Consider the following 23,810-nt stretch of genomic DNA (forward strand, 5'->3'; position numbering starts at 1 on the left):
GGGGAGTCGATCTGGGCGGCGATTCCGGCTAGTCCCGCGCCGACGGCGAAGCCGATGTTGAGTACGGTTCTGATGTAGGCGCGGAACTCGTTGACTCGGGTTTCGGTGATTCGGTTGATGATGGTGGCGATGATGACTTGTGCTGTCGCTTGTAGTGCGGCCGCGACGGGCACGATCAGCAGGTAGCTACTGATGTCGCGCACTGCCAGGAAGCAGATTGTGGCGGCGGAGGTGGCGAAGAAGCTGGCGCTGAGGATAGTTCGTGGGCCTTTGCGGTCGGCGAGTTGTCCGCCGATGACGACGGCGACGACGGAGCAGGCGCCTGCGAGGCTGAGCCCCCAGCCGACCTGTATGGCTGGGATCCGCACGATCCTGGTGAAGTAGAGCACGCCGGAGGACAGATAGATCCCGGCGGCGATGGCGCTGGCGAGGGTGACGAACGCTAGGGTGCGTTGTGGGTGTGAGGCGGGTAGAACGGTGGAGGGGGGCGACATGGCTGCATTCCGTCGACGATATGAATGTGGACACCGAGACTTCATCCGACCGAGACGGTTTGGGAGGTTTGGTAGGGAACGCATTCCATTCGGAAGCCTGCGGTGGTCGCTTCGATCGCGGTGCGGACTTCGGTGCTGGAGTGTCCGCGGAAACGGAAACTCGCGCCGATGTCTTGGTATCCGGCTGTTTCCTGGATCTGGGAGCCTGTCGCGGGTATCTGTTGCCAGTACGGGCCGACGCCGTCGGGTAACTCGAGGTGTGTCGCGACGATGGTGCATGGTGGTGGGGTGGGTGGTCGGATGATCAGGTCGCCGATGACCAGACCGTCGGTGAGTTGCCCGGTGTGTAGTGGTCGGCCGAGTTGGATGTCGAGTGCGGCGCCGATCAGGTCGTAGTCGTGTACTTCGCGCCATAGGTTCGGTGTTTCCCCGCCGCTGATTCTCGCCGCGACTTCGAGGAATCGGATATGTGGGCTTCCGTCGTCCCGATGTCCTAGGAAGTATTCGAGGTGGAATACGGTCGGTGTCTTTCCTGCTAGTGTGGCACACACGGATTCGGTGAATTCGGCGAAGTGTGGCTCGAGTCGGGGATCGTCGATTTCGACGGTTCCCAGGGCGCCGCCGGTTGTGGCGAAGTCGAGGCAGTTGTTCAGGTAATAGGATGCACGCCATGGTCCGAGCTGGCTGCCATCCCAGACGCCGTCGATGAAACCTATGTCGTCGGGGCAGTATTGTTGCGTCATATAGGGTTCGGATGTCAGGTCTGGTAACGCGGCGATGTCGTCTTCGGAATCCACTTTCACGACGCCGACGCTGCCCGCGCCGAGCCTCGGCTTGACGATCACGGGGAAGCCGTGCAGTTGCGCGAACTGTCGGACGGATTCCTGGTCGGGTGCGGCGGCGAAAGCCGGAATCGGTATGCCTGCCGCCGCGATCGACTCGCCCATCGGCAGCTTGTCACGGAAGCGGTGTACATGGTCGGGTCGGTCGCCCGTGACGTCGAATTCTTCACGTAGTCGCGCGGCGGTGAGTAGATCGTATTCGCTGAGCCCGACGATACGTTCCGGCGTGCCGAATGTGTCGCGGAACTCGCGCGCTACCACCGGCGCCGCGCTGAAATCGTCGAGTACCACCACCATCGCGGCGGAGTCCGGAACATATTTCCGGGTGTGTTCGGTGCAGATGTAGGAGACCGAGTAGGCGCTGTGGTCGATATGCGAGGCGAAAGACACATCCACGCCGCGAACCCGGTGCAGGATCGTGATGTGTGGTTTCATTCTAGTTCTCCCTCCACGGCGTGGACCAGCGCCGGGATTTCTCCTGGTACACAGTGCAACTGGAAATCCGCCGCGGTGCGTTGGATTCCGCGTTCGACCTCGGCGCTGGACGCGCCCGCGAACCGGAATCGCGCTCCGCAGAGTTCATAACTCTGCACGGCAGGCAGAAACGAACCAGGGGCGGGAAGCACACTCGCATAGGGCCCGCCACCGATCTGGTCGAGCGGTCGGGAAGTGGCTGTGACAGTGCACGGCAACGGAATCGATGGTTTGACCAACAACCAACCGGCTACCGTGGCATTCGGAAGCGGATCCGACCGAGGTCGGCGGCCCAGTTGGATATCGGCGGCAGCGGCCATCAGATCGTAACCGTGCACCTCACGCCACAGAAAGGGAATCTCCGAACCGCCGGGGCGCGCACCGATCTCCAGGAACTGGATCCGTGGAACGCCATCCAGCTCACGCCCCAGGAAAACCTCGAGATGAAACACCAGGGGATCGGTGTCACTCATCTCGGCGCACACCGTGCGCGTGAACGCTTCGAGATGAGCCAACAGATCGCGATCATCGATCTCCACCGAACTGAGCACACCGGCACGGTCGAAATCAGCGCACTTGGTCAGGTATCGCGATGCTCGCCAAGGCCGTAACTCGCTACCGGTCCACAAACCATCGATATGCACTATGTCGTCCGAGCAAAACTGTTGCACCAAACGAGGTTCGGTCGCGAACTCAGCGAGCTGAGCCGCGTCGAACGACGAATTCAACTGGATCACACCCCGACTCGCCAGGCCCAGCCGCGGTTTCACGATCACCGGCCAACCATGCACCTCCGCGAAATCCAACACCGCGGCGGTATCAGGAGCATCAGCGAAAGCAGGCAAAGCAATACCCGCATCCGCCACCACACGACACATACCCAACTTGTCCCGGAACCTGACAACATCCCCAGGACGATGCCCAGGCAAATCGAGATCCACACGCAACCGCGCAGCCACCTCGAGGTCACGCTCATTCAGCGCGACCACACGAACAGGCCGCCCGAAACGCTCGGTCAACCCACCCAACGCGGCACGCATCACAACGATATCGTCAGCATCGACCACCGTCACCACCGCCGCCGCGTCCTCCGGCACCGACCCCCGAGCGACCTCGCTACACACATACGTCACCGCGTTCCGACGATGATCAATATAGCGACCATAATCCGCGTAACAGTCACGCCAACGATGAATAACAACAAAATGCGGCTTCATAACAGTCCTCGACACATTCGAACGACTACAACAACGTTTGGGACCGAAGAGCACAGGAAGCATTAGGTCGCACCGGATTGGTCGCGTTCGATATGGCGAATCTCGCGCGCGGTCGCGCTGTCGGGTCAGCTCGGCGGTCCATGTCGTTCGATGTCTTGTCGGTCCCGCGTCCCTCCTCGGAGAGAACACTTTCCATCGGAAAAGCTCCTGCTTGGTAGCTGCTGTTGGTCTGCACACCAGCGGGTGAGCGCGATGCCCGTGCGAGTGCGCACCGGGCATCTGGTGACAGAAGGATTGTGTTTCCGGGTCCGGGTCGTACTGTCTGCGGGATGCGATCGTCGCAAGTCGCGCGCTCGGCGGATATGGGGGAAATGCCTACGGTATGGCACACGGGCCGCAGTGTTCAGTGGGCATCGCGATCGTGGTTGACCAAGGTCGAGGCTGTCGGGCTGGTCGTTGATCACCGCGATGATCACGACAGTGCGGCGGCGGCAATGGAGGCGGTCTCCGATCCGGTGGTTGCCGCCGCCACCGGGCGCGAGGCGGAGTTCGCCGAGCACGGCTGGGATACCGCCGAGGTCGACCCGTGGACCTTTCTGCGTTCCAAGCTGAACTGGGGCGAACTGGATGAGCCTGCGCACGTGCGGTTGGTGTCTTGCTACCGAAAACTCTTGGCGCTTCGCCGCGAGCATGCGTCGCTCAGTGATCCCTGGTTGACGCATGTTTCCGTCGATTACGACGAGGCGGCGCGCTGGATTGTTGTGCACCGCGGCACGTTGGCGCTGGTGTGTAATCTCGGCGAGGATCACGCCGCCGTGCCGATTGCTGGCATCCCGCTGCTGTCCTGGGAGCCGCCGACGGTAGGCCGTTCCGCGACAACTGTTCCCGGTCACTCGTTCACGCTGCTGGCGACAGCGCCGCCCGCCGAGCGGTGAAGTCCGCGGAAGGCGAAGACGCGGGGCCGTTCCGGTGGTCGCCGGGCAACCGGCCGGCCTGTCCGAGACGGAAGGTTGCTGCGTGTTATCTGCGCGACTACCGCGTAGCGATGATCAACGTTGCTCCCGGAGACCTGGCGATACTGCCCTCGGGTATGGGCGACACGGCCACCGCCGAATTCGCGCCGTTGCGCGACGCTTTGGCGCGGGCCTTCGGCCACCGCCGCGGCGCGGGCGCGGCTGTCCTACCGCCGCGCCGCCCAGTTGTTCGAGATTTAACGCCCGCTACAGCGACGACCCATACCCGCTGCATCAGGTGCGGCATTCACCGCTGACCCACGCAGTCGAGGACGGTGCGTCGATGCCGCTGTCGAGGCATGCTTCGATGCGAAGTCTCGCGAAGTACGCGAGGGTGTCCGCCGAAGGACCGCGGCGTTATCAAGCAGACACTGACCCGGCCGCGAGTCGGCTGCGGGGCGGTGATCCAGGCATGAGATCCGTGTTCGAACTCAGGCTGTACGTTGACCGGGGTAGTCGGAGGTGAAGAATTTCTCCGTTGGTGAACTGTTGCGGCGATTGCGGGACGACTTGGACGAACTGCTCAGTCGTCGGCTTTCTGGTCACCTGTACGACAAGTACGACGGCGACGCTGGTGAACTCCGCCATGTGATGCGCGAGCACGAAGGCGCCGATGAGCACGGCGAGCAGCGGATCGCGGCGAGCGCACGTGATGTGGAACGGACATCACACCCCGTCGAGGCCGGTCACGATGGTCACGACCTGCCCGAGGGAATGCGAGGACTGCTGGCAAGTACCCGGGCCACCGGTGTGGACGGCGAGACCGCGGCGCAGGTCGAGCGGGCAGTGCTGGACAAATACCAGGAACAGCGTCGGGTGCGAGAGCGCAACCTACGGCGGGAGTTTCTCAACAACAAGTCCCGCGAGCTTCGCGAGCGAGGCGAGTCCGCGGACGTGGCCGAAGCCGCCGCGCGGCGCCAGGTGGATGAGTATCTGGGTGGGGAGCGGGCACAACAGCTGATCACTCGCGACGCTGCGGCCCGGACCACCGAATGGGCAGACAAGATCGAACTCACCCGAGTGTTGCGCGAGGTCGCGGCCTCGCCACGGGGTGGAGGACCACTAATCGTCGACGACATGCTCGCCCGTCTCGCGCGGGACGGTGCGCCTGGACTCGACCAGTTGCCGGAAGGGTTGCGGCAAGCACTGACTCGGATCGAGAACAGCGGCGCGGATCCACGCGTGATCGACGAGGCCACCAGGCTGCTGCATGACCGCTACCGCGAGTACCGGCAACTGCCGATGGGCAACACCTACCGCGAGATGCTGCTCGAGCGGCGGGCGGGGTTCGCCCGGGACGGATTCCCGCCTAACGTCGCCGACAGACTTGCCCAACGCGAAACCGAAGCTTTTACCCAGACACCGAAGGCGCAACGGATGATCGACAGCGTCGCGGCGAACAACACCAACCAGTGGTTCGAGAAAATGCGGGCAGGAGCCGATCATGACGGTGTCGACATCGTCGACCGGCTCGCTGAGATACACCGGCACGAGCAACAACCACTGTCCGAACCGGAACTCCGCGCGGCCGGCGACCGGCTCGATGCCATGCACGCTGATCTGGACACGATTCAACAGCGCCTCAACACGCTGTTGGACAGATCGCCGGAGCTGGCGGAGAAGGGAGCCGACCGCTGGCAGGCGGGAATCGACGCCTACCAGGACATTGTCACCCGATTCACGAACGCGGTGGAAACTCGGACCGCGGCAGGCGAACCGATCAACCGGCGCATGATCAACGACGCCGCTCTGCACGGACCCGAAGCGAATATTCGGGGATACGAGGGCGAGATCCGGATGGCGCACAAGCTCGACAACATCCATGATCTCGGCCCACTTGTCGATGTGGCCACACCGACCGGCGCCCGGATGGCCAGCGAGGTCGACATCGTCACCGACGAAGGACGTGTCTGGCACGAAGTAAAGACCAACGACCCCGACGCCCAACGCTCTTCGCAGAGAGACCTCGAAGCACAAGCCCGCAGACAACTTGCTATCTCCCACATGAATCATGAGTACTGGGTCGACGGCAAACCGCCACAACTGAAGATGCACTTCATGAACGGTGTACACCCGACAGTCAAATCCAGAATCGAAGCCATCCGGATCGAAGACGAGAACGGACGGATCCTCGATAACCACCGTATTGAAGTCATCGACGAGTCATGACCGGATGTGCCTAGGCCGGGGCGCCTCGGCTACCACGCGTTGCGGGCACCCGCGCCGAAGCACCGTGCTCGGTGGCTCGCTGGGCCGAATCGCGCCTCGGCTCAGGTCAGATAGCGATAGGCCGGCGAGCCCGGCTCCAGCTGCTCGCACTGGATCGGAGATTCGCGCATCCGCTCCAGCAGCGGGCCGAGTCCCTCCGGCACGCCGAGTTCGATACCGACCAGCGCCGCGCCGGTCTCACGGTTGTTGCGCTTGACGTACTCGAACATCGTGACGTCGTCGTCGGGGCCGAGCACCTCGTTGAGAAAGCGACGCAGCGCGCCGGGTTCCTGCGGGAAGTCGACCAGAAAATAGTGCTTGAGGCCGCGGTGCACCAGCGAGCGCTCGATGATCTCGCCGTACCGGGAGACGTCGTTGTTGCCACCGGACACCAAGCACACCACCGTGGAGCCAGGCTCCACGGAGATCTCGGCGAGCCCCGTCACCGCGAGCGCGCCCGCGGGCTCGGCGATGATGCCTTCGTTCTGGTACAGATCGAGCATCGTCGTGCAGATCGCGCCCTCATCGACGTGCATCATGCGGAAAGAGCCCGCGCCACTGGGGGATTCGGTGGTGGTGGTCAGTAAGGGCAGTGAGCCGTGCGAGACCACCCGCCCGCCGAAACCGGACACCGCGGCGAACGGTACCGCGCCGATTCGGCGCACCGCCGCGCCGTCCACGAACGGATCGATCTCCGGCAGCGTCACCGGACCTCCCGCCACCAGTGCGGCGGTCATCGAGGCCGCGCCGGCGGGCTCCACGCCGAGGATGGCGGTGCGCGGGGATCGCTCGCGCAGGTAGGTGCCGATACCGGCCAGGCAGCCGCCGCCGCCCACCGGGATGATCACCAGATCTGGCGCGGCGCCGAGTTGCTCCAGGATCTCCGGCGCGATAGTGCCCTGACCGGCGGCGGTGCGCGCGTCGTCGAACGGCGCCACCATGGTCGCGCCGGTGCGGGCCACCTCGTCGGCGGCAGCCGCTGCCGCGGCGTCGTAGGTCTCGCCGACGGCGATGAGTTCGACGAACTCGCCGCCGTGCGCCCGGATGCGGTCACGCTTCTGCTTCGGCGTGGTGGTCGGCACGTAGATCCGGCCCGTGATCCCCATTGCCTGGCACGCGAACGCGACACCCTGCGCGTGGTTGCCCGCGCTGGCCGCGACCACGCCTGCGGCGCGTTCGTCCGCGGTCAGCTGCATCACCAGGTTGTAGGCGCCGCGCAGCTTGTAGGAACGGACCGCGGTGAGATCCTCGCGCTTGAGGTAGACGTTCGCCCCGGTCAGCTCCGATAGCCGCTCACTGCGCTGTAGGGGGGTCGGGTCGATGATGTCGGAGATTCGCTTGGCGGCAGCATCGATCTCGTCCGCGGTGAGCGCGGGACGAGGACCGGACAGGTCGTCGAGGACATCAAGCGGATTGGACACCCGAAATATGCTGCCACCTGCCGCGGCGGCGTGCTGCGGCGGGTGGCAGTGACAGGGGATTACCGGGGGCTCAGGACGAATACGGGAATCTGCCGATCGGTTTTGGTCTGATAGTTCGCGTAGTCCGGCCACACCTCGACAGCCCGATCCCACCACAGTGCCTTCTCGTCGCCGAAAACTTCGCGCGCGGTGTAATCCTTGTTGACCGCGCCGTCGCGCAGCTCGACGTGCGGTTCGGCCTTGACGTTGTAGTACCAGACCGGGTGCTTGGGCGCGCCGCCCAGCGAGGCGACCACGGCGTACTCCCCGTCGTGTTCCACCCGCATCAGCGGGGTCTTGCGCAGTTTGCCGGTCTTCGCCCCCTTGGTGGTGAGCAGGATGACGGGTTTGCCCTGCAAGGTAGTGGCATCGTTGCCGTCGGAGTTCTCGTACTTCTCAGCCTGATCGCGGGCCCAGTCGGATGTACTCGGTTCGTATTCACCTTTGAGTGGCATGTCAGCGGTAACACGGCAGGAATCGTCTGTGTTCCCCGGCGACAAAAAGTTCGCTGGACCGAACTCAGATATCCGACTAGCCTGAAGTGATGGCAGTGGTTCACCCTCCGGTGCGCGCCGCAACGATCGAGATTGCCGGCAGTGCGTGGCCGGTGTACAAGCTCGAGGCGCTGGTCGTTGGGCTGATGACCTGCCTGGTTCTGGCGCTGATCACCGGATCGCCGCAGATCGCGGTGTTGGCTGCGGCCGCGGTCGGTGCCGCGCGCGGCACCGCCGGGCTGGTCGGCGCGCGTCGGCATGCTCGTCGAGCCGAGACCGTGTTCTAGGCATCCGGCGCGGTGTTCTGCACCGCCCTCAGCCCGCCGGGCACCCTTCGCCGCCGGGATGTCGTTCGAGAAAGTCGGCGTGGTGACCGCGCGGCTTCAGCGAACCAGCAGCGCGACCGGTAGTCGCCCGAACAGCTTCTCCAGCCGTGCTCGCCCCTGGAACGTGTGTCCGGTCAGCCGGTCGGTCCAGTTGCCGGTGGGCACCTCCAGAAATGTATCGCCCCAGCCGCTCTCGGCCAGGCCCACACTGTGCCGGGTGGCCGCGACGATCACCTCCGGTGCTTCGCCCGCCCGGCCACGCGCATAGGTCACCACTCGTCCTGCATGCTCTCCGACCGCGAACAGCGGCTGGTAGGTACCGCCGACGAAGCAGTCCGGACGCTCGCGGCGCAGCCACAGCGCATAGGCGACGATCCACATCTTCGCCGCACCGGTAGTGTCCAGTGTCGGTGTGCCGGTCAACGATTGGAGCATGCCCGCGCGGGCGGCGAAGTCCACCGGCCGGCGGTTGTCCGGGTCGACGAGGGAGTCCTCCCACAGTTCGCAGCCCTGGTAGATATCTGGGATTCCGGGGCCACACAACTGCAACAGCTTCTGTGACAGCGCGTCCGACCAGGCGTGCGGGGCCAGTTCGTGGACCAGGTCGCCGAGTTCGGAGCCGACCGGGCCGTCGATCACCGCGTCCAGCCACCCGTGCACCGCGGTCTCGAATTCGGCGTCCGACTCCTCCCAGGAGGTCTTGGTGTTCGCCTCACGGATCGCCTTCTCGGCGAACACGTGCAGACGCTCGCGCAGGCCGGGCACCGATGCGGCCGGCCGGCCGTCGGCGGGCCACACGCCGAACATGTTCTGCAGCAAGAACAGTGCGGTCGCCCCGTCCGGTGCCGGCGTGGTCGCCAACCAAGACTCGACGCTGCGCGCCCAGGTCTCCGCGGCCTGGGAGAGCACGCCGATCCTGGCCCGCACGTCCTCGCCGCGCTTGGTGTCATGCGTCGAGAGCGTCGTCATGGTCGCGGGCCAGCGCCGGGCGCGTTCACTGTTGGAGACATGGAACTCGTTGAGCGAGCGGCCGAACCTGGCCGGGTTACCGCCGACCTCCTGCAGCGAGACCAGCCGAACGGCCTGATAGAACATAGTGTCCTCGACGGCCTTGGCGGTGACCGCACCACATACCTGGCTGAACCGGACCGCGGCGGCGCCGTCGGCAGCCAAGGCCGCGACGAGCACCGCGAGCGGTGCGGTGAGTTCGCTGTTGCGCTTCTCCACCTCGGCGACCACCGCGCCGATCATCCCGGCCAACGGCGCGTAGTCGGCCCGGTACACCGGCATGAAAGCCAGTACCTCGATGGTGGCGTTGGTCAGTGCCAAGGTGTCGAAACTCTCGGCGTTCGCATCCTGCTTGATCGCCGTCACCAGCCGCCGGACCTCCGGCGCGAGGATGCTTTCGGCGACCGCCCGCTTGATCCGGTGCTCTGTCTCGCCGACCCACGCGCGGTCGCTGCCATGTGCGGCGAATCGGTGCGACAGTTCGGTGAGCGCCTGTTCGCCCTCCGGATCGATCAGCACACCCCCGACGTCGGCCAGCGCCTCGTAGCCGGTGGTGCCGTCGACCGGCAGCGTCGCGTCGAGCGGCTCACGGTTGGCCAGGATCTTTTCCACCAGAAGCAGCCGGTGCGGGCCGATCAGACGGCGCAGCCGGGTGAGATATTCGGCCGGGTAGGCGAGCCCGTCCGGATGGTCGACTCGCACGCCGTCGATCAGGTCGTGCTCGCACCAGGCGGCGAGTTCGCGGTGGGTGATCTCGAAGAGTTCGGGGTCTTCCTGGCGGATCGCGGCCAGGCTGCTGACCGCGAAGAACCGGCGGTAGCTGCACAGCCCGGCCTTCCAACTCACCAGACGGTAATGCTGTTTGTCGTGAATGCGCAGCGCATTGTCACCGTCGGTGCCCGGGGCGATCGGGAAGCGCAGATCATGCAGTGCCAACATGGGTTCGGCGCCCGAGCGGTCGACAGTCAGCGCGGCCGGGTCGTTCTCGCTCTGCAACACCGGCAGCGCCAGCCTGCCGCCGGTGCCGTTGCCCGGGCTCCAGTCGATGTCGAAGTAGTGCGCGAACCTGGATTCCTGGCCGTTCCGCAGCACATCCCACCACCAGGGGTTCTGCCGCGGGTCGGCGACGCCGACGTGGTTGGGGACCAGGTCGACGATCAGCCCCATACCGCGGCTGCGCACCTCGTCGGCGAGTGCCTTGAGCCCGGTCGGGCCGCCGAGCGCCGCCGACACGGTGGTCGGGTCGGTGACGTCGTAGCCGTGCGTGGAACCGCGTGCCGCGGTCAGCACCGGCGACAGGTAGAGATGTGAAATACCCAGCTGCTGTAGGTATTCCGCGATGGCGGCGGCCGCGGCGAAGGTCAGCACGTCGGGCCGCAGTTGTAGTCGGTAGCTGCTGCGGATCGCCGTCTCGCGTGTCGCTGCGCGGCGCCGGGAGACAGAGTCGGTCGGGTGCGTTTCGGTGGAAGCGGTCGCGGTCATCGGCATTTCGGTCATGCGGCGTGGCGGAGGACGAGGAGACAGCGGGATTCGACGGTGACGGTGGCGGCGGCCGGATAGTGGGCAATCGACTGCCCGGTCGGCGTCGAGCAATCCAGTGCCACCGACCATTCGGCGCCGTACGCGGCTCCCGGCAGCGTGAAGTCGATGGCCGCGTCGTGGGCGTTGAAGCAGAGTAGGAACGAATCGTCGGTGATCCGTTCGCCGCGCGGGCCGGGTTCGGGGATGCCCTCGCCGTTGAGGTAGACCGCCAGCGACTTGCCGAAGCCGCTGTGCCAATCCGCCGCGGTCATCTCCGCGCCGGAGGGGGTGAGCCAGGCGATATCGCGGGTGTGATCGGATGAGCGAGTAGGTCCGCCCGCAAGGAAACGGCGGCGCCGGAAGACCGGGTGCTCGGTGCGTAACGCGATCGCGGCGCGGGTGAACGCCAGCAAGTCCGCGTTCGTGTCCCGCAGCGACCAGTCCATCCAGGCCAGCGGCGAGTCCTGACAGTAGACATTGTTGTTGCCGTGCTGGGTGCGGCCCATCTCGTCGCCGTGCGCCAGCATCGGCACGCCCTGGCTGAGTACCAGCGTGGCCATCAGGTTGCGGCTCTGTCGGGCGCGCAGCGCGAGAATCTCTTCGTCATCGGTGGGACCTTCGACGCCGAAGTTCCAGGACCGGTTCCAGCTCTCGCCATCGCGGTTGTCTTCGCCATTGTCCTCGTTGTGCTTCTCGTTGTAGGACACCAAGTCTCGCAGAGTGAACCCGTCGTGCGCGGTGACGAAGTTGATGCTCGCGCTCGGCCGCCGCCCGGTGGCCTCGTACAGATCCGAGGAGCCGGTGAGCCGAGAAGCGAACTCGCCCAACGTCGCTGGTTCGCCACGCCAGTAGTCGCGCACGGTGTCGCGGTATTTGCCGTTCCACTCCGTCCATAGTCCGGGGAAGTTGCCGACCTGGTAGCCGCCTTCGCCGACGTCCCAGGGTTCTGCGATGAGCTTCACCTGACTCACCACCGGATCCTGTTGCACCAGATCGAAGAACGTGGACAACCGATCCACATCGTGCAGTTCGCGTGCCAGCGTAGCGGCCAGGTCGAAGCGGAACCCGTCGACGTGCATGTCCAGGATCCAGTAACGCAGTGAGTCCATGATCAACTGCAGGGTATGTGGATGGCGTACGTTGAGGCTGTTTCCGGTGCCCGTGTAATCCATATAGCGCGAAGGGTCGTCGTCGACCAAGCGGTAGTAGGCGGCGTTGTCGATGCCGCGGAACCCGATGGTCGGCCCCCGGTGGTCGCCCTCGGCGGTGTGGTTGTAGACCACGTCGAGGATCACCTCGATGCCCTCGGCGTGCAGCGCTCGCACCATCGCTTTGAACTCGGTGACGGCCGAGCCGGCGCGGTCCAGCGTCGCGTACTCGTTGTGTGGCGCGAAATATCCGAAGCTGTTGTAGCCCCAGTAGTTTCGCAACCCTTGATCCAGCAGGACCCGGTCGTGTAAGAACTGGTGTACCGGCATCAGCTCGATCGCGGTGACGCCCAAGTTTTTCAGATGATCTATGACCGCCGGGTGGGAGATGCCCGAGTAGGTACCGCGCGATTCCTCGGGTACTTCGGGATGGGTCATCGTCATGCCCTTGACGTGTGCCTCGTAGATCACCGTCTCGTGGTAGGGCCGATTCGGAGCGCGGTCGGTGCTCCAGTCGAAGTAGGGGTTGATCACCACGCTCGTCATTGTGTGGCCGAGCGAGTCGAGCCCGTGGGTGAACAGCGAGGGGTGATCGTCGAACTCGCCGTCGAACGCCTTGCCGTAGGGATCGAGTAGGAATTTGCTGGGGTCGCAGCGCAATCCGTGTTCGGGGTCGTAGTGCCCGTACACCCGGAAGCCGTAGCGCTGGCCGGGGCCGACCGTGGGGAGGTACGCGTGCCAGACGTAACCGTCGACCTCCTCGAGCCCGATTCGCGTCTCGGTGCCGTCCTTGGCGACCAGGCACAGTTCCACCGCGTCGGCGACCTCCGAGAACAGGGAGAAATTGGTACCTACGCCGTCATAGGTCGCACCCAGAGGATAGGCGGTGCCGGGCCAGACACCCAGTGATGTCGCGTCGCTGGACGCTTCGTGGGGCTGAGCCATGGCAACGACACTAGTGGCAGCGGCGGGTGTGCTTTCCGTGGTGGTTCCGGCCGGACCGGTCAGGGGAGGTCGGGGCCGTTTTCCAGCCAGCGGCGCTGATAACCGCAGCCGCGTGCGACACGCGCGAGGCTGCCGAGCACGCTCCGTTGCAACCACGCGGGGACGCCCGCGAGGTACCCGTCCTGGTAATCCCACAGCAAGGCGAGGGCAAGCGGATCGCGCGGTACCCGGGCCCGGGTGGTCTTGCCCGCGCGGTCGAGGTTGTGCCAGAGCCGGAACATCTCCCAGTGCCGCAGCGGTGGGCGAATCTCGTGGTCGATCACGGTGTCGGGGGCCTCGTTCCAGAACTCGTGCACGGACCCTGCCGGCGCGTCGACGGTGTCGCCGGCGCTCGCGACGATCTCGACGCCGTCTATTCGATATCGGACCCGGCCACGGCGGACCGTCCACCGCTCGCCGAGCACCGGATGCCAATGCGGTCCGGCCAGCCGTTCGGGCCGCAGCAAGATGTGCTCGAGCCGCAGGTAGGGCCCCTGTTCGTCGGTTCCGTTCGCGACGAAGGTGACGCGGTGACCGTTGCGGAAGGTGAGTGTCGGATCGTCGCGCATACCCAAAGATATAAAGGTAACCTTCGCAATATGTCAACGGGTGATCCCACGCTGCTGAAACTGCTCAGTCAGGCCACCACGGCCTGTGAACGCGCGCTGAATCAGGAATTGCGCGCCCGCCTCGATGATCAGTTGCGCCCCGCGCACTACGCGGTGTTCCGGTACCTGGACCCGGCGGGGTCACGGATCGCCGGGCTGGCGGACGCGGCCGGAATGACGCCGCAGTCGATGGGGGAACTGGTAACTAATCTGGAGCGGTGCGACCTGGTGACGCGCGAGGTCGATCCGACCGACCGGAGGGCGCGGGTGGTGACTGTGACGGAGGCGGGCCGTGCCGCGCTGAGTGTGGCGGCCGAACAAATTCGCGACATCGAGCGTGTGCTGGCACGGCGACTGGGGCAGCGCCGTTTCACCGAGCTGCGGACGGCGCTCGTGGAGGTGAATCAGGCCCTGGCCCAAAACATCGCGGATGCGGGGTGATCGGTCGGTCGTGCCGCGTAAATCGCCTGCGGCACACGATGTTCGGTCGGTCGGTCGATCGGAGCCGAGCGGGGCGTTACCGGGTTCAGGCTGGCCAGGTCACGGCCAGTTTCGGTGCGGGCTCCCTGGACGACCTCGACTTCAGCGCCGGTAGATCTGCCGAGTCGAGCATGCCGTCGGTCCACAGCGTGATCGCGCGGCCCCCGCCGAAAGGGTCATGCCACCGAATTCGTCCAGGTCGAGTTCGGAAGCGGGAGTCGTCCGGCGTAGGAATGGCCGAGCCCGTATCAGGTTCTGAGTGCGCTCATTCCTATCCGCCGGATCGACTGGTAACTTGAACGCTGTTCAAGTCGTCCCGGTGCGCCGGGGCGGTCGTTCGACGCCGAGGAATTCTGTGGCACTGACCCCTGACGAGATCACCGCGATCGATACCGAACATGTCTGGCATCCCTACGGCGGTTTCCCCGCGACGACCGAGCCGCTGGTGGTGACCGGCGCCGTGGGCACCAGGCTGACCTTGGCCGACGGACGCGAACTGGTCGACGGCATGAGCTCCTGGTGGGCCGCCATCCACGGCTATCGGCACCCGGTGCTGGACGCCGCGCTGGTCGCACAGTCGCAGCGGATGAGTCACGTGATGTTCGGTGGGCTCACCCATGAGCCCGCGGCTCGGTTGGCCGAGCTGCTGGTGGAGTCGACGCCCGCCGGCCTGGACAAGGTATTCCTGTGCGACTCCGGCTCGGTGTCGGTCGAGGTCGCGGTAAAGATGTGTCTGCAGTACTGGCGTTCGCTCGGTAAGCCCGAGAAGCGGCGGCTGCTGACCTGGCGTGGCGGCTACCACGGCGACACGTTCACCCCGATGAGCGTGTGCGACCCGGATGGCGGCATGCACTCGCTGTGGACCGACATCCTGGCGAATCAGCTCTTCGCGCCGGTGCCTCCGCGCGAGTACCGGAGTGAGTATGCCGCAGAACTGGAGCGGTTGATCGCCGCGCACGCCGGCGAACTCGCTGCGGTCATCGTGGAGCCCGTGGTGCAGGGCGCGGGCGGGATGCGCTGGCACCATCCCGGCTATCTCACCGATCTGCGCAGGCTGTGCGACGAGCACGGGGTGCTGCTGGTCTTCGACGAGATCGCGACCGGATTCGGCCGTACCGGAACGCTTTTCGCGGCCGATCAGGCCGGGGTGAGCCCGGATGTCATGTGTGTGGGCAAGGCGTTGACCGGCGGCTATCTCACGCTCGCCGCGGCACTGTGCACCGCGCGGATCGCCGAGGCGATCAGCGCGGTGCACGGCGGGCTGATGCACGGGCCGACCTTCATGGGCAACCCGCTTGCCTGCGCGGTCGCGGTCGCCTCGATCGAGTTGTTGCGGTCGCGTGAGTGGCCTGAGGAGGTGGCGCGGATCGAGGCCGAGCTGATGGCGGGACTCGCCCCGGCGCGCGGCCTGTCCGGTGTCGTCGAGGTGCGCGTGCTGGGCGCGATCGGTGTGATCGAACTGGACCGTCCGGTGGACCTGCGTGCCGCCACCGACGCCGCCGTCGCGGCGGGTGTCTGGCTGCGCCCGTTTCGCAATCTGGTGTACGCGATGCCGCCGTTCATCAGCACTTCCGACGACATCGCGACGATCACCGCGGGAATGCGGGCAGCGGTTGCCGCGCGGTCGACCTAGCCGTCGGCGTGGACGCTCATGCGATCCAGGGCGGCACCACCGTGCTGTCGCTGCCCGGCGTGCCCGCCCGCGCGCCCGCCTGCGCGGTGACGATGGCCGCGAACCCCTCGCCGGTGCGCACCTGGCGCAGTGCGTTGGCCGGGAGGATCACCGTATCGCCCTCGGCGGCGGTGATCTCCGATCCTTCGATGGCGATATCGATCCGACCGGACAGCACCGTCCAGATCTGTTCGACGTCGATGAAGTGCAGCGGCCCCGCGGTGTCCGCGGGTACCTCGACCCGCCACAGCGCGAGCGATGCGCCGCCTTGGGTGGGGGAAGCGAGTGTGGTCATGACTCCGCCGGGGGTCTCGGTGCGGCGGGTGTCGGTGTGGGGGATGACGATCATCGGGGGCACCTCTAAGATAGACAATGAAGTTGTCCATATAGTCAACGAGGTTGTCCAATATGTCAAGTGACGCCGGTGGCTACGAGCTGCCGCTGCGAATGCTGCTCGGCTTCCGTGCGGTGATCGATGAGGTGCACGTCGACTTGGCCGAGCATGGCCACGCAGAGCTGCGGCCCATGCATGGGTTCCTCTTCCAGGCGGTCGGTCGAGTGGGCGGACCGCACGGCTGCACGGCCGCCGATCTCGGCCGGGCGCTCGGTGTTTCGAAACAGGCCGCGGGGAAGCATGTCGAGGCGTTGGAGCGGCTCGGCTACCTGCGGCGGGGCCACGACCCCGCCGATGCCCGGCGCAAGGTCTACACGCTGACCGATCGCGCCCTGGACGTGTTGACCCGGTCGGCACACGCGTTCGACCGGATCCACGACCGCTGGGCGGTCCTGCTCGGCGCGGACCGGCTCGCCGCCTTGGAACGGGATCTGCGCACGCTGTCTCCTGGTGAGGTGTTCCGGTTCGATACGCCGAACTGGTTCAACGGTCCGTGACTTCATCGGGTCGGCTCGGCCGCTGCATACCTGAACGGTGTTCAAGTATGCTGCGTAGCCGTGACTACCGATCCGTTGAGCTGGTTGGATGAACATGCCGCGGCGCGAGTGGGCGCGGGACTGCGTCGGGAGTTGCGCCCCCGTTCCCCGCGGGCGCAGTCGATCGACCTCGCTTCCAACGACTACCTCGGGCTGGCCCGCCACCCCCGAGTGACCGACGGCGCGATTGCCGCGGTGCGCCGCTGGGGCGCCGGGGCCACCGGGTCCCGCCTGGTCACCGGCACCACCACCGAGCACGAGCTGCTGGAGGCCGAACTGGCCGAATTCGTCGGTGCCGAAGCGGGGCTCGTGTTCGCCTCCGGGTACGCCGCCAATCTGGGCGCGGTCACCGCGCTGTCGGGTCACGGGTCGCTTGTCGTCTCCGACGCCAGCAGCCACGCGTCTCTGGTCGACGCGTGCCGGCTGTCCCGGGCCCGGGTGGAGATCGCGCCGCACTGCGATGTGGCGGCGGTGGACCGGCTGCTGTCGGTGCGCAGGGAGGATCGTGCGCTCGTACTCACCGACTCGGTGTTCAGCGCGGACGGCGATCTCGCGCCACTGGCTGAACTGCACCGGGTGACCAGGGCGAACGGTGCGGTGCTGATCGTGGACGAGGCGCACGGACTCGGCGTGCGTGGCACGGGCGGGCGCGGGCTCGTCTCCGAACTCGGTCTGGCCGGGGAGCCGGATCTGGTGATCACCGCGACCCTGTCGAAATCCCTTGCCGCGCAGGGGGGTGTCGTGCTGGCCGACGCGCGGGTACGTGCTCACCTGATCGATTCCGCGCGCACATTCATCTTCGATACCGGCCTCGCACCCGCCGCCGTCGGTGCGGCACGGGCCGCGCTGCGCCTGCTGCGGGCCGAACCCGAACGCGCCGATCGGGTGCTGGAGCGCGCCGCGGACCTCGCCAGGATTGCCGGTGTCCCTGTCCCCGAGTCCGCGGTGGTTTCGGTGGTACTCGGCGCCGCCCAGGTCGCCGTCGGCGCCGCCGAGGCATGCCGGACCCGTGGGCTCGCCGTGGGTTGTTTCCGTCCGCCGTCGGTTCCGGAGGGCACCTCCCGGTTGCGCCTGACGGCGCGAGCCGATCTCACTGCGGCCGAACTCGACACCATCGCCGCGGTACTCGGCGAGGTTCTGGTCGAGGCGCGGGAAGCGGATGTGGTGCCCGCGTGAACGGCAACACGCACCCCCGCACACCCTCGCCGGGCACGTCGACTGTGGCGTCGGGTGTCGATGTTCGCCGGGAGCCGCCTGCATGAGCGTTCTGCTGATCACCGGTACCTCCACCGACGTCGGCAAAACCGTCGTCACCGCTGCGATTGCCGCCGCCGCGCGGGCGCGCGGGCGCTCGGTCGCGGTGTGTAAACCGGGCCAAACCGGTGTCGCCCCTGGTGCACCCGGCGATCTGGCCGAGATCCAGCGACTCAGCGGTGTGCCGCGGGTACTCGAGCTCGCTCGCTACCCCGACCCGCTGGCGCCCGACACCGCCGCCCGCAGGGCTGGTCTGCCGGAACTGACCCTCGCCGAGACCGTCGCCGCTGTCGATTCGCTCGCGGACGCCGACCTCGTCTTGGTTGAAGGCGCCGGGGGATTGCTGGTCCGCCTCGGCGATTTCACACTTCTCGATCTCGCGCGGAAACTCGGTTCACCTGTGCTGCTCGTTGCCGCGGCCGGCCTCGGCACTCTCAATCACTCCGAATTGACCACCCGTGCGCTGAATTCGGCGGGTGTGCGCTGCGCCGGTCTGGTGATCGGCGCGTGGCCCGCCGAGCCGGACTTGGCGGCCGAATGCAACCGAACCGATCTGCCTCGGGTGACCGGCGTCGAGCTGGTGGGCGCGGTTCCGGAGGGCGCGGGCCGCTGGGACCGCGAGCGGTTCTGCGCCGCGGCCCCGAGTTGGTTCGAGCCCGCCTGGTCACCCTTCGGCTGAACCGCCGTCACCAGCATCCCGAATCGGTCGATGCCTCGGCTAGGCCTTGGGACGACTGCCGGACGGGTGGCGACGAGGTTCGCACAGCCTGCCCGGCCGCACCTCGACGAATGCTTCCGGCAACCAAGATCACGCCGACCTCTACCACCGAGTCCGCGCTAGGACTCCTGCGACCGGTCCTCCGCCGAGCGCGAGGCGCCCGTGCGGGCAATCCGCACCACGCCGCTGTCGAGATCGAGATCGAGGCGGGGCTGGTGACCCTGTCCGTCGCTGTCTTCGCTGCCCTCGTCGGCCAGCTTCTGGCCGGGGAACAGTTCACCGATAACGCCCATGACTCGAAGGTACCCGCATGGTGTGCGCGGCACGGGTCGCGGTTACCCCGCGCCGGGCTCGTCGATGCGTGGTGGCCGAACAGCCAGAACCGGGAACTGGCCGGTGCTGCCGGTACGGCGCATGGCGATGCTCGCCACGTTCTTGCGTGCGAGGAACCAACCGCCGACCAGCGCCGGAATCATGATGACGACTGCCGCGATCACGGCGCCGCGCTGCACGGCATCGTCGCTGAATGCCATGAGGGAGACGACGGCGACGAGGAACAGCAGCGTCGCGACACTCGTGTACGGCGTCCCGATCAGCCGGAAAGCGGGGCGCTCGACAAGTCCCTGACGCGACCAGTGCCACAGCCGCAACTGACACACCACGATCGCCGTCCACGACGCGATGGTGCCGAGCGCAGACATATTCAATACGATCTCGTACGCCTTCTCCGGTACCACCGCGTTCAGCCCGACGCCGAGCAAGGCGATCGCGCCGGTGGCGAGAATCCCGACATAGGGCACGCCGCCCTTCGACATTCGGGACGCCGCCGAGGGCGCGCTGCCGTTCATCGACATCGAACGCAGGATCCGGCCGGTCGAATACAGGCCGGCGTTGAGACTGGAGAAGGCCGCGGTCAACACGACCACGTTCATGATCGAATCGGCACCACCGATCCCGAGTTTCGAGAAGAACGTGACGAACGGACTTTCACCCGCCTTGAACGCCGTATAGGGCAGCAGCAGGCCGAGTAATACCAGCGATCCCACGTAGAACAGCGCGATCCGCGCAATCACGGAGTTGATCGCACGCGGCATGATCTTCTCCGGGTTCTCCGCCTCACCGGCCGCCGTGCCAACCAATTCCACTGCAGAATAGGCGAATACGACACCCGTCGTCACGGTCACCAGGGGTAGTAGTCCGACGGGAAAGAGACCACCGTGCTCGGCGAGCACGCTCACGCCGGTCGGGCTGCCTTGCAGCCTCGACCGGCCGGCCAAGAAGACCGTGCCCACGATCAGGAAGGTGACCAGCGCGACGACCTTGATCAGCGCGGCCCAGAACTCCAACTCGCCGAACCATTTCACCGAAATGAGATTGACGCTCACGACGAGAGCCAGGGCCACCAAAGCAATCGTCCATTGCGGTATGACCTCGAAGGTCCCCCAGTAATGGACGTAGGTCGCGATGGCGGTGATATCGACGATCCCGCTCATACACCAGTGGAAGAAGTACATCCAGCCGACCGCGAACGCCAGTTTCTCGCCGTAGAACTCACGCGCGTAGGAGACGAACGACCCCGAGGAGGGGCGATGCAGCACCAGCTCGCCGAGGGCCCGCAGGATGAAGAACACGAACATGCCACAGATGGCGTACACGATGAACAGCCCGGGACCCGCGCTGGCCAGCCGCCCGCCCGCGCCGAGAAACAATCCGGTGCCGATGGCGCCACCGATCGCGATCATCTGCAACTGACGCGGGCGCAATGACTTGTGATATCCCGCGTCTTCGGCATGGAGCGCCGCCGTGGGCGCCACCGCGAGAGGTTGATCGAGTGCCATGGCCGATACCTCTCAGGTGGCTAGAATCAGATCGTTATACAATGTACCGCCCTTTAATGGCACGATCAATGATGGAAAGGTTGGGCTCCGCCGGGGCGAACGGCTGCCGGGCACGGCTGATCGGGATCTCGGCCGAGTTCGTGACCACTACTTGCTCGGTGCACTCGGCGCCGCGCGGTGGTGCCGGTCGCGCACGAGACCGGCTTCTGTGAGAAGGGAACGACGTCGATTTGGCGTGCAACGGTAGTACTCCTGGCAATTCGGTCGCGGCCGCGCCGAGGTGCTCGGGTACGTACGAGCGCCTGTCCAGTGCGCTCGGCTGCGCGTTACGCCTGCCGCCGCGCTTTTTCCATGATCGCTCCGGGCGCACCTCGCGCGCTGGCGTCCACCGCTCCGGGCGGTGGCGTTGTCGGGTCTCGCGGGCTGCTGTGCACCGAGTCGTATTCCGAGTAGGCGACCCGCGGACGGCAGCGGCGGGCTCGCCTGGCGCGTCTGCGGGACAACCGTTTTCGTCGGACGGCATGCCGGTGAACAACTGGACTCGAGCAGTGCCGCGAACCCCGGACGAACCGGATCCACCTCCCGTACACTGTCGCGATCGCAGACGCCGGCTGGCAATCGGATTGGGGATCGGTGTGGGACCTCGGGTACCGGCAAGCATCCGCAACGGGGGACTGTGGGTGCGACGCTTCGCCGAGACGACGCCCGGCGCGATCGGCGCGATCGCCGTCGTCTCCGCTGTGCTGTGCCTGATTGCCGGACTCACCTGCGCGAACCAATTGAACGGCAAGGTTGTTCGGCGCGACGCGGTGCTCGAGCGCACCGAGCCGGTGGCTTATGCGGCGCAGAGCTTGTATGTCGCGCTGTCGGCGGCCGACGCGCTGGCGGCTGCGGCATTCCTGTCCGGGGGCATCGAATCAACGGATGTGCGCACCCGATACCAGCAGGCATTGGCCGACGCCGCGGCCGCGCTGTCGGAGGCGACCACAGGCGCCTCCGATGACTTGACCCGTCAGATCGTCGCCCAGATTTCCGCCGAACTGCCGGCCTACACCGGGCTTGTGGAGGCGGCGCGGGCGAACAATCGCCAGGGCTTTCCGGTCGGTTCGGCGTACTTGCGCGAAGCGTCCAGCCTGATGCAGCGGTCGTTGCTGCCGAGTGCCGAGCGGCTCAGCACGCAGCGCCTGGCGGAAGTCCGCGCTGATCAGCGCGCGATCGGCGCCCTGCCGCTGTCTGGTATCGCGCTACTGCTGTTGGTTCTGATCGCGTGCGGCGCCGGGTCGTTCGTGCTACTACGGCTGACCAATCGTCGCCTGAACCTGGGGTTGGCCGCCGCCGGCGCCGCCGCGGCGCTCGCGCTGGTGTGGACGGCCGGGGCGACTTTGATCGCGGCGGCGGAGGTCGAGACCGGCCCATCCAGTGCGACGAGCCGGTTCGAGGCGCTGGCCCAGGCCAGGATTCTGGCTCAACAGGCCAGGACGGACGAGACACTGCAGTTGGTCACGCGCGGCGACATCTCGGCGGGCGAGCACGAATTCGTCGCGCACACAACAGCGCTGCGGGACCGTCTCGCGACCGCGACAGGCCCGGATTCCGCTGCTTCACTGGGATTCTCGAGGTGGGTCGCCGGGCATCGCAGGCAGCTCGAGGCATACGAGGCGGCGAACTATCCCGCGGCGGTGACACAGGCGATCGGTACGGGCGCGGACAGTTCGGCCACCAGATTCGCGGATCTCGATCGCGAGGTGCGCGACCAACTGGCCGTTACGCGCGCCGAACTACGTGAAGGAGTCGACTCCGCGGGAGATGCGCTGGCCTGGAGTCCCGCGGGAACGTTGGTGCTGCTGGTGGGCGCCGCGGGAGCGGTCGTCGTCGGATTGTGGCCCCGGCTGCAGGAGTTCTTGTGAGTGCGCGGAACACACAATGAGGCCACCCCCGATGCGAATCCGCGGCTGGAGACGAGACCGACCGAGAACCGAAGGTCCTCGGACGATCGCCGGTGCGGGGATTCCGGTTCGCAGACGACGATGGTCGCCCTTCGGAGCCGCGGTTCTGGTCGCGGTGTCGGCACTGGTGACCGCGTGCGGTACCAATGCCGCCAATCGTCCGCCGATGGTGCTGGGTCGGGTGAACCCGCTGCCGCCCGGTGCGGCGGAAATCACCAGCGCACCACATCAGCGCGGTGACAAAACCTGTGACGCGACAGCGAGTCTGCGGCCCGGCCCGCTGCCGGTACCCGGCGCTATGCCACCCGGTTCGGCAATGGCGAAGATCGTCGCGAATGGCAGGGTTCGGGTCGGTGTGGAGCAGAACACGTACCTGTTCGGGTTTCGCAATCCACAGACCGGCCAGGTGGAGGGTTTCGATATCGACCTCGCGCGGGAGATCGCCCGTGCGCTGTTCGGCGACCCGGAGCGGATCGAGTTACGCACGGTCCCCTCCGCCGAACGCATCGGCGCATTACGCGACAACGAGGTCGATTTCATCGTGAACACCTTCTCCGCCACCTGTGAACGGGAGAAGGATGTCGATTTCTCCAGCGTGTATTACGTGTCGGCACAACGCATTCTGGTGGCCAAGAATTCCGGTATCCGTTCACCTGATGACCTCGCGGGCACACGGGTCTGCGCCGCGCACGGCAGCACCTCGGTGGAACCGCTGTTCGCCCTTCCAGCGCGGCCGACGGTCATCGGCACGACCAGCTGGACGGATTGCCTGGCGGCGATGCAGCAGGGACACGCCGACGCGGTCAGCACCGACGAGACGATCCTGCACGGACTCGCGATGCAGGATGCCAATCTCGAAGTCGTCGGCGATCCGCTGGCGCGGGACAACTATGCGATCGGTCTGCCGAAGGGAAGTTCCGACCTCGTCCGCTTCGTCAACGGCGTTCTCGAACAGATCCGCACCGACGGCACCTGGGATCGGATGTACCGCGCCCGACTCAGCGTGCTCGGCCCGTCACCCGGTCCACCGGCCCCGCGGTACCTGGAATGAACGCGCCCACCAGGCAGATTCGCACGTTCGGCGCGGATCACGACGTTCTCGTCTCGAATCGGCGCGCGGCGGGCTGGCTTTCGTGGCGACCGGTCGCCCGCACGGCGGTGGACTGTCGGCGATT

Annotated in this window: 21 protein-coding genes; 10 read left to right on the forward strand and 11 right to left on the reverse strand. The window is 66.3% G+C overall.

Translation table 11 applies throughout. From position 1 onward, the window contains the following. The 3 genes from AB0C34_RS25160 to AB0C34_RS25170 all read right to left on the reverse strand — a co-directional run. A partial coding sequence (locus AB0C34_RS25160) for an MFS transporter (RefSeq protein ID WP_357077684.1) occupies positions 1–494 on the reverse strand: 494 nt, incomplete at its 3' end. Between the two features lie 41 nt (positions 495–535). Continuing rightward, a complete protein-coding gene (locus AB0C34_RS25165) occupies positions 536–1,771 on the reverse strand; it encodes a hypothetical protein (protein WP_357077687.1) in 1,236 nt (411 codons plus the stop codon). Then, positions 1,768–2,934 carry a hypothetical protein gene (locus AB0C34_RS25170; RefSeq protein ID WP_357077690.1) on the reverse strand — a complete coding sequence of 389 codons (1,167 nt, stop codon included), beginning with the start codon at positions 2,932–2,934 and terminating at the stop codon, positions 1,768–1,770. Before AB0C34_RS25170 ends, AB0C34_RS25165 begins: the two co-directional genes overlap by 4 nt. Before the next feature lie 518 nt (positions 2,935–3,452). On the opposite strand from AB0C34_RS25170, the gene AB0C34_RS25175 reads away from it, so the two are divergent. Further along, positions 3,453–3,962, forward strand: coding sequence for a DUF3459 domain-containing protein (locus AB0C34_RS25175; protein WP_357077693.1), 510 nt, complete (start codon positions 3,453–3,455; stop codon positions 3,960–3,962). 540 nt (positions 3,963–4,502) lie between these two features. Beyond that, the gene (locus AB0C34_RS25180) at positions 4,503–6,209 is read left to right on the forward strand and encodes a hypothetical protein (RefSeq protein ID WP_357077696.1); all 1,707 of its coding nucleotides are present in this window, start codon (positions 4,503–4,505) and stop codon (positions 6,207–6,209) included. Between the two features lie 101 nt (positions 6,210–6,310). On the opposite strand, the gene ilvA is transcribed toward AB0C34_RS25180, so the two are convergent. Both ilvA and AB0C34_RS25190 read right to left on the reverse strand, forming a co-directional pair. Beyond that, a complete protein-coding gene (gene ilvA / locus AB0C34_RS25185) occupies positions 6,311–7,669 on the reverse strand; it encodes a threonine ammonia-lyase IlvA (protein ID WP_357077699.1) in 1,359 nt (452 codons plus the stop codon). A gap of 59 nt (positions 7,670–7,728) precedes the next feature. Next, entirely contained in the window at positions 7,729–8,163 is a 435-nt protein-coding gene (locus AB0C34_RS25190; RefSeq protein ID WP_357077702.1) for a nitroreductase family deazaflavin-dependent oxidoreductase, read from the reverse strand. 89 nt (positions 8,164–8,252) lie between these two features. Here AB0C34_RS25190 and AB0C34_RS25195 point away from each other — a divergent pair, with 89 nt between their 5' ends. After that, positions 8,253–8,489 carry a hypothetical protein gene (locus tag AB0C34_RS25195; RefSeq protein ID WP_357077705.1) on the forward strand — a complete coding sequence of 79 codons (237 nt, stop codon included), beginning with the start codon at positions 8,253–8,255 and terminating at the stop codon, positions 8,487–8,489. Positions 8,490–8,585: 96 nt separating this feature from the next. Here the strand turns inward: AB0C34_RS25195 and treY are convergent, their stop codons facing one another. The 3 genes from treY to AB0C34_RS25210 are packed head-to-tail and all read right to left on the reverse strand — an operon-like array spanning position 8,586 to position 13,758. Continuing rightward, complete coding sequence (gene treY, locus AB0C34_RS25200; RefSeq protein WP_357077708.1) at positions 8,586–11,018, reverse strand: malto-oligosyltrehalose synthase; 2,433 nt, start codon at positions 11,016–11,018, stop codon at positions 8,586–8,588. A gap of 11 nt (positions 11,019–11,029) precedes the next feature. Beyond that, on the reverse strand, positions 11,030–13,150 hold the full coding sequence (glgX, locus tag AB0C34_RS25205; RefSeq protein ID WP_357077711.1) for a glycogen debranching protein GlgX: 2,121 nt from the start codon (positions 13,148–13,150) through the stop codon (positions 11,030–11,032). A gap of 59 nt (positions 13,151–13,209) precedes the next feature. Continuing rightward, positions 13,210–13,758 (reverse strand): cupin domain-containing protein, encoded by a 549-nt coding sequence (locus AB0C34_RS25210; RefSeq protein ID WP_357077713.1) that lies wholly within the window; start codon positions 13,756–13,758, stop codon positions 13,210–13,212. 30 nt (positions 13,759–13,788) lie between these two features. On the opposite strand from AB0C34_RS25210, the gene AB0C34_RS25215 reads away from it, so the two are divergent. Together AB0C34_RS25215 and AB0C34_RS25220 are read left to right on the forward strand one after the other, a co-directional pair. Then, positions 13,789–14,238: a MarR family winged helix-turn-helix transcriptional regulator gene (locus AB0C34_RS25215; RefSeq protein WP_357077716.1), complete on the forward strand. Its 450-nt coding sequence runs from the start codon at positions 13,789–13,791 to the stop codon at positions 14,236–14,238. 394 nt (positions 14,239–14,632) lie between these two features. Further along, a complete protein-coding gene (locus AB0C34_RS25220) occupies positions 14,633–15,910 on the forward strand; it encodes an adenosylmethionine--8-amino-7-oxononanoate transaminase (protein ID WP_357077719.1) in 1,278 nt (425 codons plus the stop codon). Positions 15,911–15,926: 16 nt separating this feature from the next. Here AB0C34_RS25220 and AB0C34_RS25225 read toward each other — a convergent pair whose 3' ends face one another. Next, positions 15,927–16,298 (reverse strand): cupin domain-containing protein, encoded by a 372-nt coding sequence (locus AB0C34_RS25225; protein ID WP_357077722.1) that lies wholly within the window; start codon positions 16,296–16,298, stop codon positions 15,927–15,929. Positions 16,299–16,357: 59 nt separating this feature from the next. On the opposite strand from AB0C34_RS25225, the gene AB0C34_RS25230 reads away from it, so the two are divergent. The 3 genes from AB0C34_RS25230 to bioD all read left to right on the forward strand — a co-directional run bounded on the left by AB0C34_RS25230 (position 16,358) and on the right by bioD (position 18,812). After that, positions 16,358–16,840, forward strand: a complete 483-nt coding sequence (locus tag AB0C34_RS25230) for a MarR family winged helix-turn-helix transcriptional regulator (RefSeq protein WP_357077724.1) — start codon at positions 16,358–16,360, stop codon at positions 16,838–16,840. Positions 16,841–16,900: 60 nt separating this feature from the next. Next, positions 16,901–18,055 (forward strand): 8-amino-7-oxononanoate synthase, encoded by a 1,155-nt coding sequence (locus AB0C34_RS25235; RefSeq protein WP_357077727.1) that lies wholly within the window; start codon positions 16,901–16,903, stop codon positions 18,053–18,055. A gap of 82 nt (positions 18,056–18,137) precedes the next feature. Further along, positions 18,138–18,812 (forward strand): dethiobiotin synthase, encoded by a 675-nt coding sequence (gene bioD, locus AB0C34_RS25240; protein WP_357077730.1) that lies wholly within the window; start codon positions 18,138–18,140, stop codon positions 18,810–18,812. A 158-nt stretch (positions 18,813–18,970) separates the two neighbouring features. Here bioD and AB0C34_RS25245 read toward each other — a convergent pair whose 3' ends face one another. Together AB0C34_RS25245 and AB0C34_RS25250 are read right to left on the reverse strand one after the other, a co-directional pair. Further along, a complete protein-coding gene (locus AB0C34_RS25245; protein WP_357077733.1) occupies positions 18,971–19,144 on the reverse strand; it encodes a hypothetical protein in 174 nt (57 codons plus the stop codon). A gap of 42 nt (positions 19,145–19,186) precedes the next feature. After that, entirely contained in the window at positions 19,187–20,689 is a 1,503-nt protein-coding gene (locus AB0C34_RS25250; RefSeq protein ID WP_357077736.1) for an amino acid permease, read from the reverse strand. A gap of 680 nt (positions 20,690–21,369) precedes the next feature. Here AB0C34_RS25250 and AB0C34_RS25255 point away from each other — a divergent pair. Then, complete coding sequence (locus AB0C34_RS25255) at positions 21,370–22,596, forward strand: hypothetical protein (protein ID WP_357077739.1); 1,227 nt, start codon at positions 21,370–21,372, stop codon at positions 22,594–22,596. Between the two features lie 154 nt (positions 22,597–22,750). Further along, positions 22,751–23,686 carry a glutamate ABC transporter substrate-binding protein gene (locus AB0C34_RS25260; RefSeq protein WP_357077742.1) on the forward strand — a complete coding sequence of 312 codons (936 nt, stop codon included), beginning with the start codon at positions 22,751–22,753 and terminating at the stop codon, positions 23,684–23,686. The last annotated feature ends 124 nt before the right edge of the window (positions 23,687–23,810 follow it).

This window comes from Nocardia sp. NPDC049220, assembly GCF_040647855.1.
In the GTDB taxonomy this organism is placed as follows: domain Bacteria; phylum Actinomycetota; class Actinomycetes; order Mycobacteriales; family Mycobacteriaceae; genus Nocardia.